The sequence below is a fragment of the Qipengyuania aquimaris genome (assembly GCF_009827445.1).
Taxonomy (GTDB): Bacteria; Pseudomonadota; Alphaproteobacteria; order Sphingomonadales; family Sphingomonadaceae; genus Qipengyuania; species Qipengyuania aquimaris.
The window spans coordinates 1,119,985-1,134,761 of the sequence record NZ_WTYI01000001.1 but is presented as its reverse complement, the minus strand read 5'-3'; the positions used below and the strand labels follow the sequence as shown (position 1 = coordinate 1,134,761).

The 14,777-nt window shown below is 62.0% G+C and carries 11 protein-coding genes; all 11 read left to right on the top strand.

The window, feature by feature from the left end:
* The first annotated feature begins 27 nt into the window (after positions 1-27).
* The 11 genes from smpB to alaS all read left to right on the top strand — a co-directional run bounded on the left by smpB (position 28) and on the right by alaS (position 14,757).
* Positions 28-510 (top strand): SsrA-binding protein SmpB, encoded by a 483-nt coding sequence (gene smpB, locus GRI34_RS05525; RefSeq protein WP_090478640.1) that lies wholly within the window; start codon positions 28-30, stop codon positions 508-510.
* 175 nt (positions 511-685) lie between these two features.
* A complete protein-coding gene (locus GRI34_RS05520) occupies positions 686-1,219 on the top strand; it encodes a DUF2062 domain-containing protein (protein ID WP_234028154.1) in 534 nt (177 codons plus the stop codon).
* Positions 1,216-3,699, top strand: a complete 2,484-nt coding sequence (locus GRI34_RS05515) for a hybrid sensor histidine kinase/response regulator (protein WP_160595097.1) — start codon at positions 1,216-1,218, stop codon at positions 3,697-3,699. Before GRI34_RS05520 ends, GRI34_RS05515 begins: the two co-directional genes overlap by 4 nt.
* A 37-nt stretch (positions 3,700-3,736) precedes the next feature.
* On the top strand, positions 3,737-5,260 hold the full coding sequence (locus GRI34_RS05510; RefSeq protein WP_160595096.1) for a DUF4139 domain-containing protein: 1,524 nt from the start codon (positions 3,737-3,739) through the stop codon (positions 5,258-5,260).
* 13 nt (positions 5,261-5,273) lie between these two features.
* The gene (locus GRI34_RS05505; protein ID WP_160595095.1) at positions 5,274-6,899 is read left to right on the top strand and encodes a DUF4139 domain-containing protein; all 1,626 of its coding nucleotides are present in this window, start codon (positions 5,274-5,276) and stop codon (positions 6,897-6,899) included.
* Between the two features lie 110 nt (positions 6,900-7,009).
* Positions 7,010-8,071, top strand: a complete 1,062-nt coding sequence (recA, locus tag GRI34_RS05500; protein WP_160595094.1) for a recombinase RecA — start codon at positions 7,010-7,012, stop codon at positions 8,069-8,071.
* Positions 8,072-8,276: 205 nt separating this feature from the next.
* The gene (locus GRI34_RS05495) at positions 8,277-8,903 is read left to right on the top strand and encodes a glutathione S-transferase family protein (RefSeq protein WP_160595093.1); all 627 of its coding nucleotides are present in this window, start codon (positions 8,277-8,279) and stop codon (positions 8,901-8,903) included.
* Positions 8,904-8,999: 96 nt separating this feature from the next.
* Positions 9,000-10,166 (top strand): nucleotide sugar dehydrogenase, encoded by a 1,167-nt coding sequence (locus tag GRI34_RS05490; protein WP_160595092.1) that lies wholly within the window; start codon positions 9,000-9,002, stop codon positions 10,164-10,166.
* Positions 10,166-11,188 carry an NAD-dependent epimerase/dehydratase family protein gene (locus GRI34_RS05485; protein WP_160595091.1) on the top strand — a complete coding sequence of 341 codons (1,023 nt, stop codon included), beginning with the start codon at positions 10,166-10,168 and terminating at the stop codon, positions 11,186-11,188. Before GRI34_RS05490 ends, GRI34_RS05485 begins: the two co-directional genes overlap by 1 nt.
* Positions 11,181-12,020: a class I SAM-dependent methyltransferase gene (locus GRI34_RS05480; protein WP_160595090.1), complete on the top strand. Its 840-nt coding sequence runs from the start codon at positions 11,181-11,183 to the stop codon at positions 12,018-12,020. The genes GRI34_RS05485 and GRI34_RS05480 overlap by 8 nt, the downstream gene beginning before the upstream one ends.
* Positions 12,021-12,093: 73 nt before the next feature.
* A complete protein-coding gene (gene alaS, locus GRI34_RS05475) occupies positions 12,094-14,757 on the top strand; it encodes an alanine--tRNA ligase (protein ID WP_160595089.1) in 2,664 nt (887 codons plus the stop codon).
* Positions 14,758-14,777 lie beyond the last annotated feature (20 nt).

Genomic DNA, 14,777 nt, shown 5'->3' with positions numbered 1-14,777 from the left:
TCCCAAGCGCCTACATGCACCGCCGATATGGCACGACCCAAACCCGCTACTTTCGACAAGCAGAAAACCGTCGCCGACAACCGGCGTGTGCGGTTCGATTATCATGTCGAGGAAACTTTCGAGGCCGGACTTGCGCTGCAAGGGACCGAGGTAAAGGCGCTGCGCGCGGGCGAGGCGAGCATCAAGGAAAGCTATGCCGAGGTGCGGGACGGGCAGGTCTGGCTGATCAACGCCAACATCCCGGAGTATTCGCACGGCAATCGCCTGAATCACGAACCGCGCCGTCCGCGCAAGCTACTGCTGCATGAACGCGAGATCGAGAAGCTGTTCGGTGCGGTGGAGCGCAAGGGCATGACGCTTGTCCCGCTGTCGATCTATTTCAACTCTACCGGACGGGCGAAGGTCGAGCTTGCGCTGGCCAAGGGCAAGCAGGCGCATGACAAGCGCCAGACCATCAAGGACCGCGACTGGAAGCGCGACAAGGCTCGCCTGATGCGCGAGAAGGGATGACGCTTCACAGGACGGAAACGTCAATTGTGCTAGGCATATCTCTCGTCATGGCCTCTTCACCGCAGAAAACTAGTTCTAGCCGCTTGTGCAGTGCACAGGGCGACGCCATGTCGGGTGCATGGCGATGAGCGGGAAGAGGTCAAAGACTTGGGCAGCGGATCTGATCCGCAAGTATATGCCCACGCGCGAAGAAATGGCGCGCAACAAGTACCTCAAGCCGATTGCGCACCGTTTCCTGACGCCTGAGCTCTGGCGCTTTACCCGCCGCAGCGTGCCGCGCGGTGTTGCGCTCGGCCTGTTTGCGGCATTCATCGTGCCGATCGGGCAAATTTTCCTCGCGGCGTTCCTGGCGCTTCCGGCGCGGGCGAATGTGCCGCTTTCGGCGCTCGTCACATTCGTGACCAACCCCTTCACCCTGCCGTTCTGGCTGCTGGTCGCCAACCGTACGGGCAAGACCATGCTGAATATCGATGCCAGCCTCGGTGGTAGCGCAGGCACGCTTGCCGAAGACGGCGGCGCGCTCGCCCGTTGGCTTGAGGTCGGTGGCGTGACGGCTTTCGGCTTTCTCGTACTCGCGCTCTTCAGTGCAGGAATGGGATATCTGATCGCCAGTTTCAGCTGGCGGTACATTGTTGCACGCAAACGCCGGAAACGGTTGATCCGCATGGAGCAGCGGCTGAGCGAGCGCCTGAAGGAACGCGGCCAGTGACCGGGTCCGATCAGGTCGAGGCGCAGGCCCTCCCGCCAATTCCACTGCTGTTTGGAATCGTCTTCGCCTTGGTAACATCGGTGGTGCTGGTGTGGCTGGTTGCAGGATCGTCGCTGGTGGCGCTGGCCTATGGCGGTGGCTTGCTGACAGTTCTCCTGACGCTATTGCTCGCAGCACGCCTCAAAGCGCCCGAAGAAGCCGGTCAGCCGGCGCAACCCGATTGGGCCGTTACCGCTGCAGCCATCGAGAACCGGCGCCGGGCGGTAGCGATCATCGACCGTGCGAACCGCCTTGTGTGCGCCAATGCGACGTATGAGGACTGGTTCGGCGGCCAAGTGGCCCCGCACGAGATTTCCCTGTCGGATCGAGGCAAGAAACGGCTCGCCGATGCAGCCCGCCAGGCGTGGCGCGAAGGCGAGGCGCAGAGCGAGGAGCTCGAAACGCCGTCCGCCGATCGCAAATTCAGCCTGCATATCGAGCGCGTGGGGCGGGGCGAGGACTACCTTGTCTGGCGCTTCGGCGAGCGGGTCGAGGAAGACGGCCACGACACGCTGGCGGAACGCGTGTCTGGACCGTTCGGTGCGATCCTGTCCAGCGCTGGCATCGAACTGGCGCTGGTGGCGCCCGACGGCATCGTCCAGTCGGCGACGCCCGGACTGGCGGAACGCGCAGCCGGTAACCCGAACGACAGCCTTGCAGGCCAGGAATTCGTCCAGTTGCTCCGGTCAGACGACCGCGACCGCATTTTCTTCGCTCAGGAAGGGCAGCAGGGCACCCCGCAGACGCTGGTGCACATTCCGCTGACCCAGCCGCAGGCGGACAAGAAGAAGGCCGCGGACCAGTCGCCATCGCTCATGCTGCTGGTCGATAGCAATGTCGGCATCGGTGGTGGCTGGCAGGGTAGCGGCAAGGCCGCCGTCCCGCAGCTCGAAGCCTTGCTGTCCGCATTGCCGCTTGGCCTTGCATTGACCGACCGCGACGGTCGTTTCCTTTATGCCAACAAGGCGTTCCTGCGTGCAGTCGAGCGCGAGGAAAAGGGGCTGCCGCAATTCCCCTCCGATCTCGTCGTGCGCGAAGACAAGCCGGCCATTTCCGACACTGTCCGCCGCTTTGCGCGGGGCGCAACGTCGAGCGGGGACATGGCGGTCCGCTTGTCGGGCGACAAGGAAGAGCCGGTTTCCATCGGACTTGCCGGTGTGCGCGGCCTGGGCGATGCGGCCGTCCTCCTGTCGATCTCCGATTCCACCGAGGAAAAGCGCCTGCGCCGCCAGGTTGCGCAGGCGACCAAGATGCAGGCCGTGGGCCAGCTGGCAGGCGGCGTCGCGCACGATTTCAACAACGTGCTGACCGCGATCATCGGCTATTGCGATCTCATGCTGCTGCGCCACACGCCGGGCGACAGCGACTACGACGATATCCAGCAGATCAAGGCAAACTCCAACCGCGCGGCCAGCCTGACGCGGCAATTGCTCGCCTTCAGCCGCCAGCAAACGCTGCGCCCCGTGGTGCTCCAGTTGCCCGACGTTGTCAGCGAGGTCAGCCAGCTGCTCAAACGCCTCATGGGCGACAAGATCGAGTTTGCCGTGCGCCATGACCGCGAGCTGGGGCCAGTCCGCGCCGACCCGCAACAGCTGGAGCAGGTCATCATCAACCTCGCGGTGAATGCGCGTGATGCGATGCAGGCCCATGCGGCGAAGTCCGGCAAGGAAAATTGGAAGGGTCGCCTGACGCTCGCGACCCGCCGCGTGTCGGCGCGCGACGTGCGCAAGATGGGCATCGATATCATGCCCGCCGACGATTATACCGTCCTCATCGTACAGGACACGGGCGGCGGCATTCCGGGCGAGCATCTCAGCAAGATCTTCGAACCGTTCTTCACGACCAAGGAGCAGGGGAAGGGCACCGGCCTCGGCCTCTCCACCGTCTACGGTATCGTGAAGCAGTCGAACGGCTTCATCTTCGCGGATAACATAGGCGGCCCGGATGGGCGGCCTGCCGGCGCCCGCTTCACGATCTACCTGCCTGTCCACAAGGGCGAGATCCCCGCCGTGACCCGTCCGGAGGATACGGAAGAGAGCAAGGCCAGCGAATGGTCGGGCGGCGGCAAGCTGCTGCTGGTGGAAGACGAGGACATGGTGCGTGCAGTCGCCGAACGTGCGCTTACCCGCGCCGGCTACCAGGTGACCACCGCACGCGATGGCGAGGAAGGCCTTGCCGCGATCGCCAATGGGAAGACCGAATTCGACCTTATCGTGTCGGACGTTGTCATGCCCGCGATGGACGGTCCGGCAATGGCGCGCGCCATTCGCAAGGTGAAACCAAAGATCCCCATTCTCTTCATGTCGGGATATGCCGAAGAGCAGTTGCGTAACGATATCGACATCGACAACATGCACTTTATTCCCAAGCCGTTCAGCGTACAGCAAATAAACGGCAAGGTATCAGAGGTACTTGGAGAACAGGCCAAGACGGACGCCTAAGTAATCGGGCTCCCCTGGCTGCGGTAAGGGGACTGCGATGAAGGCGTATTCGATTTCGGCACTGACGGGACTGGCAATTCTCGGCGGTGCTCCGCTTCTGGCCCAGACCGCGGAACAGGCGCTGGCGGACCCCGATGCGACTGCACAGGGCGATGTTTCGGTCACCATCTACAACAATGGGCACGCGCTGGTGCAGGATGTGCGCCAGCTGTCCATCGCTGCCGGACGCAGCCGGATCGAGTTTCCCGATGTCTCGGCCCGCATCCGGCCCGAAACGCTCAGCTTCGCCGCTGCGGGTGTCGGGATCGTCGAGCAGAATTTCGACTTCGACCTGCTGACCCCGACCAAGCTCATGGAAAAGGCTATCGGCCAGACCATCACCCTTATCCGGACCAACCCGGCAACCGGCGCCGAAACGCGCGAGCGAGCGACAGTCCTCTCCACATCGGGCGGCGTCGTGGTGAAAATCGGCGACCGTATCGAAGTGCTGCGCGACGACGGATTGCCGGTGAGGGCGATCTTCGACCGCGTGCCGACCAATTTGCGTGCGCGGCCGACCTTGTCGGTGACCGTGGACAGCACCCGCGCCGGAACGCGGCCTGCGTCGATCCGCTACCTCACGCCGAGCCTGGGCTGGAGTGCCGACTATGTCGCCTTGTTCGATGAGGAAAAGGGAACGGTCGACATGCAGGGCTGGGTGACGCTGACAAACCAGACCGGCACGACCTTCCACAATGCGGACACGCTGCTCGTCGCCGGATCTCCCGGTTCGAACGGCTATGATCGCGGGCGTCGATCCCCGCCTCCGCCTCCGGGGCGCAACAGCTCGATGGTGCCGGGCACTCAAACCGCAGATCGTGAGCGTCTCGGCGACTTCTATCTCTATCCGCTCTCCGAGCGCACCACGATTGCTAACAATCAGACCAAGCAGGTCAGCTTCCTCGATGTGCAGAGCGTTCCTGCACGCAGGCGTTATCAGCGCACCGTCGACTGGCTGACCAATGACGACCGCTCGATCAACGTCGCAAGCCAGGTCCAGTTCGGCACCAGCCGCGAGCAGGGGCTGGGCGATGCCCTGCCTGCCGGGGCCGTCCGCTTCTACCAGCGCGATGCCGAGGGAAATCCGCAGTTCATCGGCGAGAACAGCATCGGCCACACCCCGATGGGCAGCGAACTGACGCTGCGCACGGGCGACGCATTCGACGTGCTGGTCCTTGCCGAGGTCGTGGACCGCGAAAAGATCACCGCCAGCGAATACGAGAAGAGCGCCCGCTATCGCGTCATCGAGAACGGCGAAGTCACGCGCGAGATCGAGGTGGAGGAGGCCAAGACCTTCTGGCGCACCACCATGCGCTATACGATCACCAATGCGAAGCCGACGGCGGTGGAGGTCGAACTGGTCCAGGGCGGCCTCTATCGCGGCTGGTGGTCGCGCGATTACCGCGTCATCAGCGAAGACGTCGCCGGGCGTAGCGTGGGCCTCGACCGGCGCGAATGGACGGTGCCCGTGGCTGCGAACAGCAAGCGCGAAGTCACCGTGACTTTCGAAACGCGCTACTGATTTCCGCACCGGCGTGATCCGTCCTCTTCTCCTCGTTGCGGCACTCGCGGCCATTGTTCCGGCTGGCGACCTGCTGGCACGCGAAACCGTCGATGCGTCGGCTCCGAACGAGCTTGCGGTGACGGTCTATCGCGATCCCCAGCGGGGCGAGGGCGAGCGGATGGACCGCCGCTGGCCTGAAGGCTTCGCCATGATCAGCGAGGTCAGGACCCTCACTCTTCCTCCGGGCGAGTCGAAGATCCGCTTTACCGGGGTGGCAGAGGGCATGGTCGCCGTGAGCGCCATCGTCACCGGCCTGCCAGGCGGCACGATCGAAAAGAACCGCAACGCCGATTTGCTCAGCCCTGCGGCCCTCGTCGATCGTACTCTTGGCAATCGCGTCACGATAACGCGCACCGATCCGGCAAGCGGTGCGGCGCGTTCGGAGCAGGCAATTGTCAGGACCCGTGCCGACGGCGGACTGGTCCTGGAAACACAGGATGGCTTCGAAGCCGTGCGATGCTCGGGCCTTCCTGAAAAACTGACCTTCGACCAAGTGCCCTCGGGCTTATCACCTCAGCCCGTGTTCTCGATCAATACGCGCAGCGATTCTGGTGGGACTTACACCGTGACGCTGTCTTACCTTGCATGGGGCTTCGACTGGGAAGCGAATTACGTCGCCCGTTTGCACGAAGCGAGGGCGGATGGCAGCTTGCGGATGGAGCTGCTGTCCTGGCTCACCATCCTCAACGACAACAATCAGAGCTTTCCCGATGCCACCCTAATGGCGGTGGCCGGCACGCTCAGTGTGGAGTCCCACTTCGAGGAGCTGGCGGACGAGCCCGAGGCACGCCCGCTTCGCCTTACCTGCTATCCCTTCGGCAGCACGGCCACCGGATCACCGCTCCTGTATCCGCCGCCACCACCGCCTCCTCCGCCGCCTCCTGCCATGGCCGCGATGGCGATGGACGCAGAATCGATCGTGGTGACCGGCAGCAGGATCCAGAAAGTGATGGCGGAAGCCGCCGCGCCACTTTCCGTGATCGCGGCCGAGGAGGCACTTGGCGATTTGAAGCTCTATCGCATTCCGGAGCCTGTCACCGTCGCCGCTCAAGGACAGAAGCAGGTCGCCTTCCTCGACAAGGACGAGGTCGAGGCGCGGTTCATCTACGTGGTTGGTTGCGATTATGGCGAGGTCGATGAGGCCGACGAGGTCGAGCACTTCGATCCAGCCCGCCTGATCCTCGCGACAAAGAACGAAAAATCCAAGGGGCTGGGGCAGTCCCTGCCAATGGGCGGTATCGCCATTTACGAACCGACTTCGTTTGGCGATCTGCTGGTGGCCGAAACGCGGTTGCGGGATTTTGCGCTGTTGGAAGACATCGAGCTCGACCTTCCGCAAAGTACGCAGGTCTTCGCCCAATGCGGGCACGTCGACGACGAAGATATCGATAAAGAGCGCCGCTGGGTGCGCAAGCGTGCGCAGGTTTCCAACGCCAACGACGCTGCGATCACGGTTAGGCTCGACCTTGGTACGGCAGGCTATACAAAAATCCGGGGCCTGAAAGGGACGCGGATCAAGGATGGGCGGCTTATTTACGAGACTGAAGTTCCCGCCAATTCCCGCAGGATCCTGCGGTTTCGGGAGCGGAACGACTAGCTTTCCAACAAAAAATTCGTTCCACTCTTGTTCTTGTGGAACAAACGCGGTACACCCTGTTGTGTTGAAGAGTCGAAAACGGCTCTGGAAAAGCGAAAGGGGTATGTGTCATGGCGGCCAGTCTGAAGCTCGTGAAGGATAAAGAAATGTCTGCAGACCGTCAGAAGGCGCTTGATGCCGCCCTCGCACAGATTGACCGCGCGTTCGGTAAAGGCTCGGCCATGAAGCTGGGCAGCAAGGAAGCGATGAATGTGGAATCGATTTCCACCGGATCGCTCGGCCTTGATATCGCGCTGGGAATTGGCGGCCTGCCCAAGGGCCGCGTTATCGAAGTTTACGGGCCGGAAAGCTCGGGTAAGACCACGCTGGCTCTGCATGCCATCGCCGAAGCCCAGAAGGCTGGCGGAACGGCCGCTTTCGTCGATGCCGAACACGCACTCGATCCGGTCTATGCCAAGAAGCTTGGCGTCGATATCGACGAACTGATCGTGTCGCAGCCCGATACCGGCGAACAGGCGCTGGAAATCACCGATACGCTGGTGCGCTCGAATGCGGTCGACATCCTCGTAGTCGACTCCGTCGCTGCGCTGGTGCCGCGTGCCGAAATCGAAGGCGAGATGGGCGATAGCCACGTCGGCCTCCAGGCGCGCCTCATGTCGCAGTCGCTGCGCAAGCTGACGGGTTCGATCAACCGCTCGAAGTGCATGGTGATTTTCATCAATCAGCTGCGCATGAAGATCGGCGTGATGTACGGTAACCCGGAGACCACGACCGGCGGTAACGCGCTCAAGTTCTACGCTTCGGTACGCCTCGACATCCGTCGCACGGGCCAGATCAAGGACCGTGACGAAGTGGTCGGCAACTCGACCCGTGTGAAAGTGGTCAAGAACAAGGTCGCGCCGCCGTTCAAGCAGGTCGAATTCGACATCATGTACGGGGAAGGTATCTCCAAGATCGGTGAAATCCTCGACCTTGGCGTGAAGGCGGGCCTCGTCGAAAAATCGGGCAGCTGGTTCAGCTATGACAGCGTCCGCATCGGCCAGGGCCGCGAGAATGCGAAGACCTTCCTGAAAGAGAATCCAGAGATGTGTGCCAAGTTGGAAGCCGCCATTCGCGGCAAAACCGACGAGGTCGCCGAGGAGATGATGACCGGTCCGGACGCGGACGACTGATCACAGACCCTCGAAGCGGGAGCGTGGGTGGCACTTCAACCCCTGCCACTCGCAAGCCGGACTGTCCCCCGGTGCTCCCGATGAAACGGAAAGCCGGTGCGCGCACTCCTTCAAGGATGTTGCCGCACCGGCTTTTCCGTATCCGATACTGGCATTACGTTTCTGCTGCGACTAGGCAGGCCTAGCCGCCACTCTGGAGCTGAAAATGACCGTAATCGTCCATCACCTTAACAACAGTCGCTCGCAGCGCATTCTCTGGTTGCTGGAAGAGTTGGGCGCCGATTACGAAATACGGTCGTACCAACGCGATGCCGAGACCAATCTCGCTCCGCCGGAGCTCAAGCAGGTTCATCCCTTGGGCAAGTCACCGGTCATCGAGGACAATGGCCGGATGATCAGCGAGAGCGGGGCGATTATCGAATATCTGTGCGAACGGCACGGCGGCAAGGACTTGTTGCCCGACCGCAGCAGCGATGCCTGGATCGACCATCTGGAATGGATGCAATTTGGCGAAAGCTCTTTCTTCGTTCCGGTCATGCTCAAGATCTATGCAGGCAGGCTCGGTGACGCTGCCGCTCCCCTGATGCCGCGCGTCGATGAACAGCTCGCGGCTCATGTCGCTTTCGCCGAGGAAAAGATTGGCGATGATCTCCATTTCGTCGGTCAGGATTGGAGCGCAGCCGACGTCATGATGAGCTTCCCGGCAGAAATCGCCGTGATGCAGGGGTTCGCCGAGAAAGCGCCCAAGCTTGCGCGGTTCGTGGAGGCGATCCACGCACGACCGGCATGGCAGCGCGCACGTGAAAAGGGCGGTGCCTATTTCGTCTGGTAAGCCTCGGTTGTCGTCAGCTCGCCGTGCCTCTCATGAGGCAGGTGAACTGGTTTGCCGAACGCACGCCCGCACACTTTATGCAAAACAGGTAGCTCAATGAAGATCGCGGTTTTCGGACTTGGATATGTCGGATTGTCCAATGCCATTATGCTGTCGCAGCATAACAGGGTAGTCGGCGTCGACGTTTCGGCGGAGCGGATAGCCATGCTCCGCAACCGTCAATCTCCCATCCAGGACGGACTGGTAGAGGAATATCTGCGCAGGGACGATCTCGACCTTGATTTCACGACCGATTTCGACACCGCAGTAGAAGGCGCGGAGTTCGCCGTGGTCGCGGTACCGACGAATTACGATGCCGAAACGAATTTCTTCGACACCTCTGCCGTCGATTCCGTCACGCAGAAGCTCCTGTCCGCAAACCCGGACGTCACCGTCGTCATCAAGTCGACGATCCCGGTCGGATATGTCGCATCGGCACGCGAACGTTTCGGCAGCGAGCGGATCATTTTCAGTCCTGAGTTCCTGCGCGAAGGCAAGGCGCTTTACGACAATCTTCACCCTTCGCGCATCATCGTCGGAGAACGTTCGGACATAGCCCGGACATTCGCCGACCTGTTGCTTGAGCCGGCGCTGGATGATGACGTACCGGTTCTCCTGACCGATGCCGACGAGGCGGAAGCGATCAAGCTGTTCGCGAACACCTATCTCGCCATGCGCGTGGCCTTCTTTAACGAGCTCGACAGTTACGCCCTGTCGCGCGGTCTCGACACGCGTCAGATCATCGAGGGCATCGGACATGATCCGCGCATCGGTTCGCACTACAACAACCCGTCCTTCGGTTATGGCGGATATTGCCTGCCCAAGGATACCAAGCAGCTGCTCGCCAATTACAGCGAGGTGCCGCAGAACCTCATCCGCGCGATTGTCGATGCCAACCGCACGCGAAAGGACTATCTGGCCGACCGCATCATCGCGAAAGAGCCAAAGACGGTTGGCGTGTTCCGTCTCGTGATGAAGGCAGGATCGGACAATTTCCGCCAGTCCTCGATCCAGGGCATCATGAAACGGATCAAGGCCAAGGGTATCGAGGTCATCGTTTACGAACCTGTCATGGAAGAAGACAGCTTCTTTGGTTCGCGCGTGGAACGCGACCTTGAGGCGTTCAAACGTTCTTCCGATGTCATCGTGGCGAACCGTTTGACCGAGGAGCTTGCCGACGTGCGCGACAAGGTCTTCACGCGCGACCTTTTCGGGGCGGATTGATGCAAGAAAACCGCACGGCGCTCGTCACCGGGGCTGCCGGTTTTATCGGGTATTTCACGTGCAAGCGCCTGCTGGCAGACGGCTTTCGGGTCATTGGCGTCGACTCGCTCAGCGATTATTACGATCCGGGGCTGAAGCGGCGTCGGCAAGCCGATTTGCTCCAGAATCCCGGCTTCCGCATCGTCAACGAGCCGATCGAACAGTCCGGCCTGCTGATGGACCTTTTCGAGGCTGAAAAGCCCGACATTGTCGTGCACCTCGCTGCTCAGGCGGGTGTGCGATATTCGATCGAGAACCCGCGCTCTTACCTGGAGAGCAATCTCGTGGGGAGCTTCGAACTGCTCGAAGCGGCGCGGGCACAGCCTCCGCAGCATATGCTGCTGGCCTCCACGTCCTCCGCCTACGGCGCCAATACCGAAATGCCGTATCGCGAGACGATGAAGGCCGACCACCAGATGTCGTTTTATGCGGCAACGAAGAAGGCGAACGAGGCGATGGCGCATTCCTACGCGCACCTCTTCGACCTGCCGATCACGATGTTCCGCTTTTTCACGGTCTATGGTCCGTGGGGGCGGCCTGACATGGCCCTTTTCAAATTTACCCGCGCCATGCTCTCGGGCGAACCGATCGATGTCTACAATCACGGCGAGATGTCGCGCGATTTCACTTACGTGGAAGATCTCGTCGAAGCCGTTCGCCGCCTGATCGATGTGCCGCCGGTTCGACCCGAAGGTCCGGACGATATCGAGGAGGGAGACAGCCTGTCACCGGTCGCCCCGTGGAGGATCGTCAATATCGGCAACTCGAAACCCGTACAGCTGGGCGATATGATTGCGGCCATCGAGGCGGCGCTTGGCGTGACGGCGAAACGCAATCTTATGCCGATGCAGCCCGGCGACGTTCCGGCGACCTGGGCGGATGCGGATCTTCTCCGCAGGTTAACGGGATACGTTCCCTCGACCGAAATCGGTGACGGCGTCGCTCGGTTCACGCGCTGGTACAAGGAATATTATGATGTCTGACGCATCAGTCTCCGGGTCGGAATGGACAGGAAGGACCGGCAAGAGCTGGGCTCATGAGTGGCAGCGCACCGATCGCAGTTTCGGCCCGCTGACGGAGCGGCTCGTGGCTGAAGCGACGAAAGCGTCTTTCGAGCACGCTCTCGACATAGGCTGTGGTGCAGGTGAGGTGTCCGTACGCCTCGCCCAGACATCTCCGTCTTCGCACGTGTCCGGCGTCGATATCAGCGAGGAATTGCTCGATGTCGCGAAGGAACGGGCCGCGGACCTGGGAAACGCGACATTTGAACTCGCCGACGCATCGCAATGGCAACCGGCCGGAAAGGCAAGGCCAGACCTCGTCGTGTCACGTCACGGCGTGATGTTCTTCGACGATCCTGTCGCCGCATTTACCCATTTGTCGCAGCAGGTCGCTCGTGATGCGCGTCTAGTGTTCTCCTGCTTTCGCGAACGCTCGGATAACCTATGGGCGCGGGAGCTTTCGTCGGTTCTTGATGCATCGCCTGCGTCTGCCGACCCCCGTGCGCCGGGACCATTCGCGTTTGGAGAGCGGGACTACGTTGCCGGGATCCTTGAGAGAGCGGGATGGGAATCACTTCAGTTTCACGCCATCGATTATGGCATGGTTGCGGGCGAGGGAAGCGATGCACTGGAGGATGCTACGTCATACTTCATGCGGATCGGGCCGGCCGCGCGTGCAATTTCGGAAATGGGGGGTGAAGAGCGCGATCGGGCGATCTCCCGACTGCGAGCCATGCTTGGGGCCAATCGCAAGGGCGACCGCATCGAATTGCCCGCCAGCTGCTGGATCGTAAGCGCCACATTGGCCCGATAATCGGGGAATCTGCACACTTTCAGCGGTCTTTCGCGCTTGTCGGCTGCGCGTCGATTGCTTACGTGCGCAAGCCATGACGTCGACCAACGAAATCCGCCGCTCTTTCCTCGATTACTTCGCCTCCAACGGGCACGAGGAAGTACCGAGCGCACCCCTGGTGCCTTTCAGCGATCCCACGCTGATGTTCGTCAATGCGGGCATGGTGCCGTTCAAGAACGCTTTCACAGGCCTTGAAACGCCGCCGGCGCCGCGCGCGACAAGTTCGCAGAAATGCGTGCGTGCAGGCGGAAAGCACAACGATCTCGACAATGTCGGCTACACGGCGCGTCACCATACGTTCTTCGAAATGCTCGGCAATTTCAGCTTTGGCGACTATTTCAAGGAACAGGCGATCGACCATGCGTGGACGCTGCTGACCAAGGAGTGGGGCCTCGATCCCGAGAAGCTGCTGGTCACCGTGTACCACACGGACGACGAAGCCTTCGAACTGTGGAAGAAGCGCACCGGTTTTGCCGATGACAAGATCATCCGCATCCCGACCAAGGACAATTTCTGGGCCATGGGCTCAGACGGGCCCTGCGGTCCGTGTTCGGAAATTTTCTATGACCACGGCGATCACATCTGGGGCGGCCCTCCGGGTAGCCCAGAGGAAGACGGTGACCGCTTCGTCGAAATCTGGAACCTCGTCTTCATGCAGTTCACGCAGGAAGCGGACGAAATCGTCGGCGACCTTCCCAAGCCGAGCATCGACACCGGCATGGGCATCGAACGTGTCGCAGCGGTCATGCAGGGCGTGCACGACAATTACGACACCGACACCTTCAAGGCCCTGATCGGCGCCAGCGAAGCGCTGACCGGCGTGAAGGCCGAAGGCGGCCAGACTGCCAGCCACCGCGTTATCGCCGATCACTTGCGTTCGACCAGCTTCCTGCTGGCCGACGGCGTCCTGCCGAGTAACGAAGGCCGCGGCTACGTCCTTCGCCGCATCATGCGCCGCGCCATGCGCCACGCGCACCTGCTGGGTGCGAGCGAACCGCTGATGCATCGTCTGGTGCCCGAACTCGTCAGCGAAATGGGCGCCGCCTATCCGGAGCTGGTGCGCGGCCAGCCGCTGATCCAGGAAGTGCTGGAGCGCGAGGAAACGCAGTTCCGCCGCACGCTCGACAAGGGTCTCAAGCTCCTCGACGAAGTCACCGGCGACATGGGCGAGGGCGGCACGCTGGACGGCGAGACCGCGTTCAAGCTCTACGACACTTACGGCTTTCCTTACGACCTTACGGAAGACGCGCTGCGCAATCGCGGTATCGGCGTCGACAAGGACGGCTTCGATGCCGCCATGGCGCAGCAGAAGGCTGCCGCGCGCGCAGCGTGGAAAGGCTCGGGCGAGGCAGCCAGCGAGGAAGTCTGGTTCGACATTGCGGAACGCGAAGGTTCGACCGAGTTTACCGGCTACAGCTCCGACACGGGCGAGGCCGAAGTCGTCGCTCTCGTAAAGGACGGCAAGGAAATCGATAGCGCGTCCGAAGGCGACGACGTGATCGTGCTGACCAACCAGACGCCGTTCTACGGTGAAAGCGGCGGCCAGACCGGCGATGCCGGGCGCATCTGGACGCCCGAGGGGCTGGAAATTGCAGTGTCGACGACCAACAAGCCGTTAGGGCGTTTGCACACGCATGTGGCAAAGGTCGCCAAGGGCACGATCAAGGTCGGCGATGCGGTGCATCTCGAAATCGATGCCGGCCGCCGTGATCGCATTCGTGCGAACCACTCCGCGACCCACCTTGTCCACGCAGCGCTGCGCAACCGCCTTGGCGGCCACGTGACCCAGAAGGGCTCGCTGGTTTCCGACGACCGCTTCCGCTTCGACTTCTCGCACCCCAAGCCCCTATCCGACGAGGATATCGCGGCGATCGAGGCAGAGGTGAACGAGGAAATCCGCGCCAACGAGACGGTCGGCACGCGCCTGATGACGCCCGACGATGCCGTGGCCGCAGGCGCCTTGGCGCTGTTCGGCGAGAAATACGGCGACGAAGTCCGCGTCCTGTCGATGGGCCGCAAGGGCGACGAAGGCAAAAATTACTCGGTCGAACTGTGTGGCGGCACCCATGTCGAAGCGACGGGCGATATCGGCCTGTTCAAGATCGTCAGCGAGAGCGCGGTCAGCTCCGGCGTGCGCCGTATCGAAGCGCTCACGGGCGAAGCGGCACGCCAGTGGCTGCTGTCGCGCGACGAAACCGTGCGCGCAATCGCAGGTGCGCTGAAGACATCTCCGGACGAAGCGGCTGCGCGTGTGTCGGCGCTGGTGGACGAGCGCAAGCGCCTCGAAAAGGAACTCGCCGAAGCCAAGCGCGCGCTCGCTCTCGGTGGTGGCGGTTTGGGCGACGCGGCGACTGCGGATGAAGATATCGGCGGGATCACCTTCTCCGGCCAGGTGATCGACGGCCTCAATCCCAAGGAACTGCGTCCGCTTCTCGACGAGGCGAAAAAGCGCATGGGATCGGGCGTTGCCGCGATTTGCGCCGTCAATGACGGAAAAGGCGCCTTTGCCGTGGCCGTAACGGACGATCTTACCGATCGCGTGAGTGCGGTCGACCTAGTCCGCGCCGGCGTCGAAGCCTTGGGCGGCAAGGGCGGCGGCGGCCGTCCCGACATGGCGCAGGGTGGCGGTCCCGACGGGGCCAAGGCGGACGATGCGCTTGCTGCCGTCCGCACCGCGCTCGCACGCGAAAACGCCTGACGAACCGGGGTCCGTCAGGC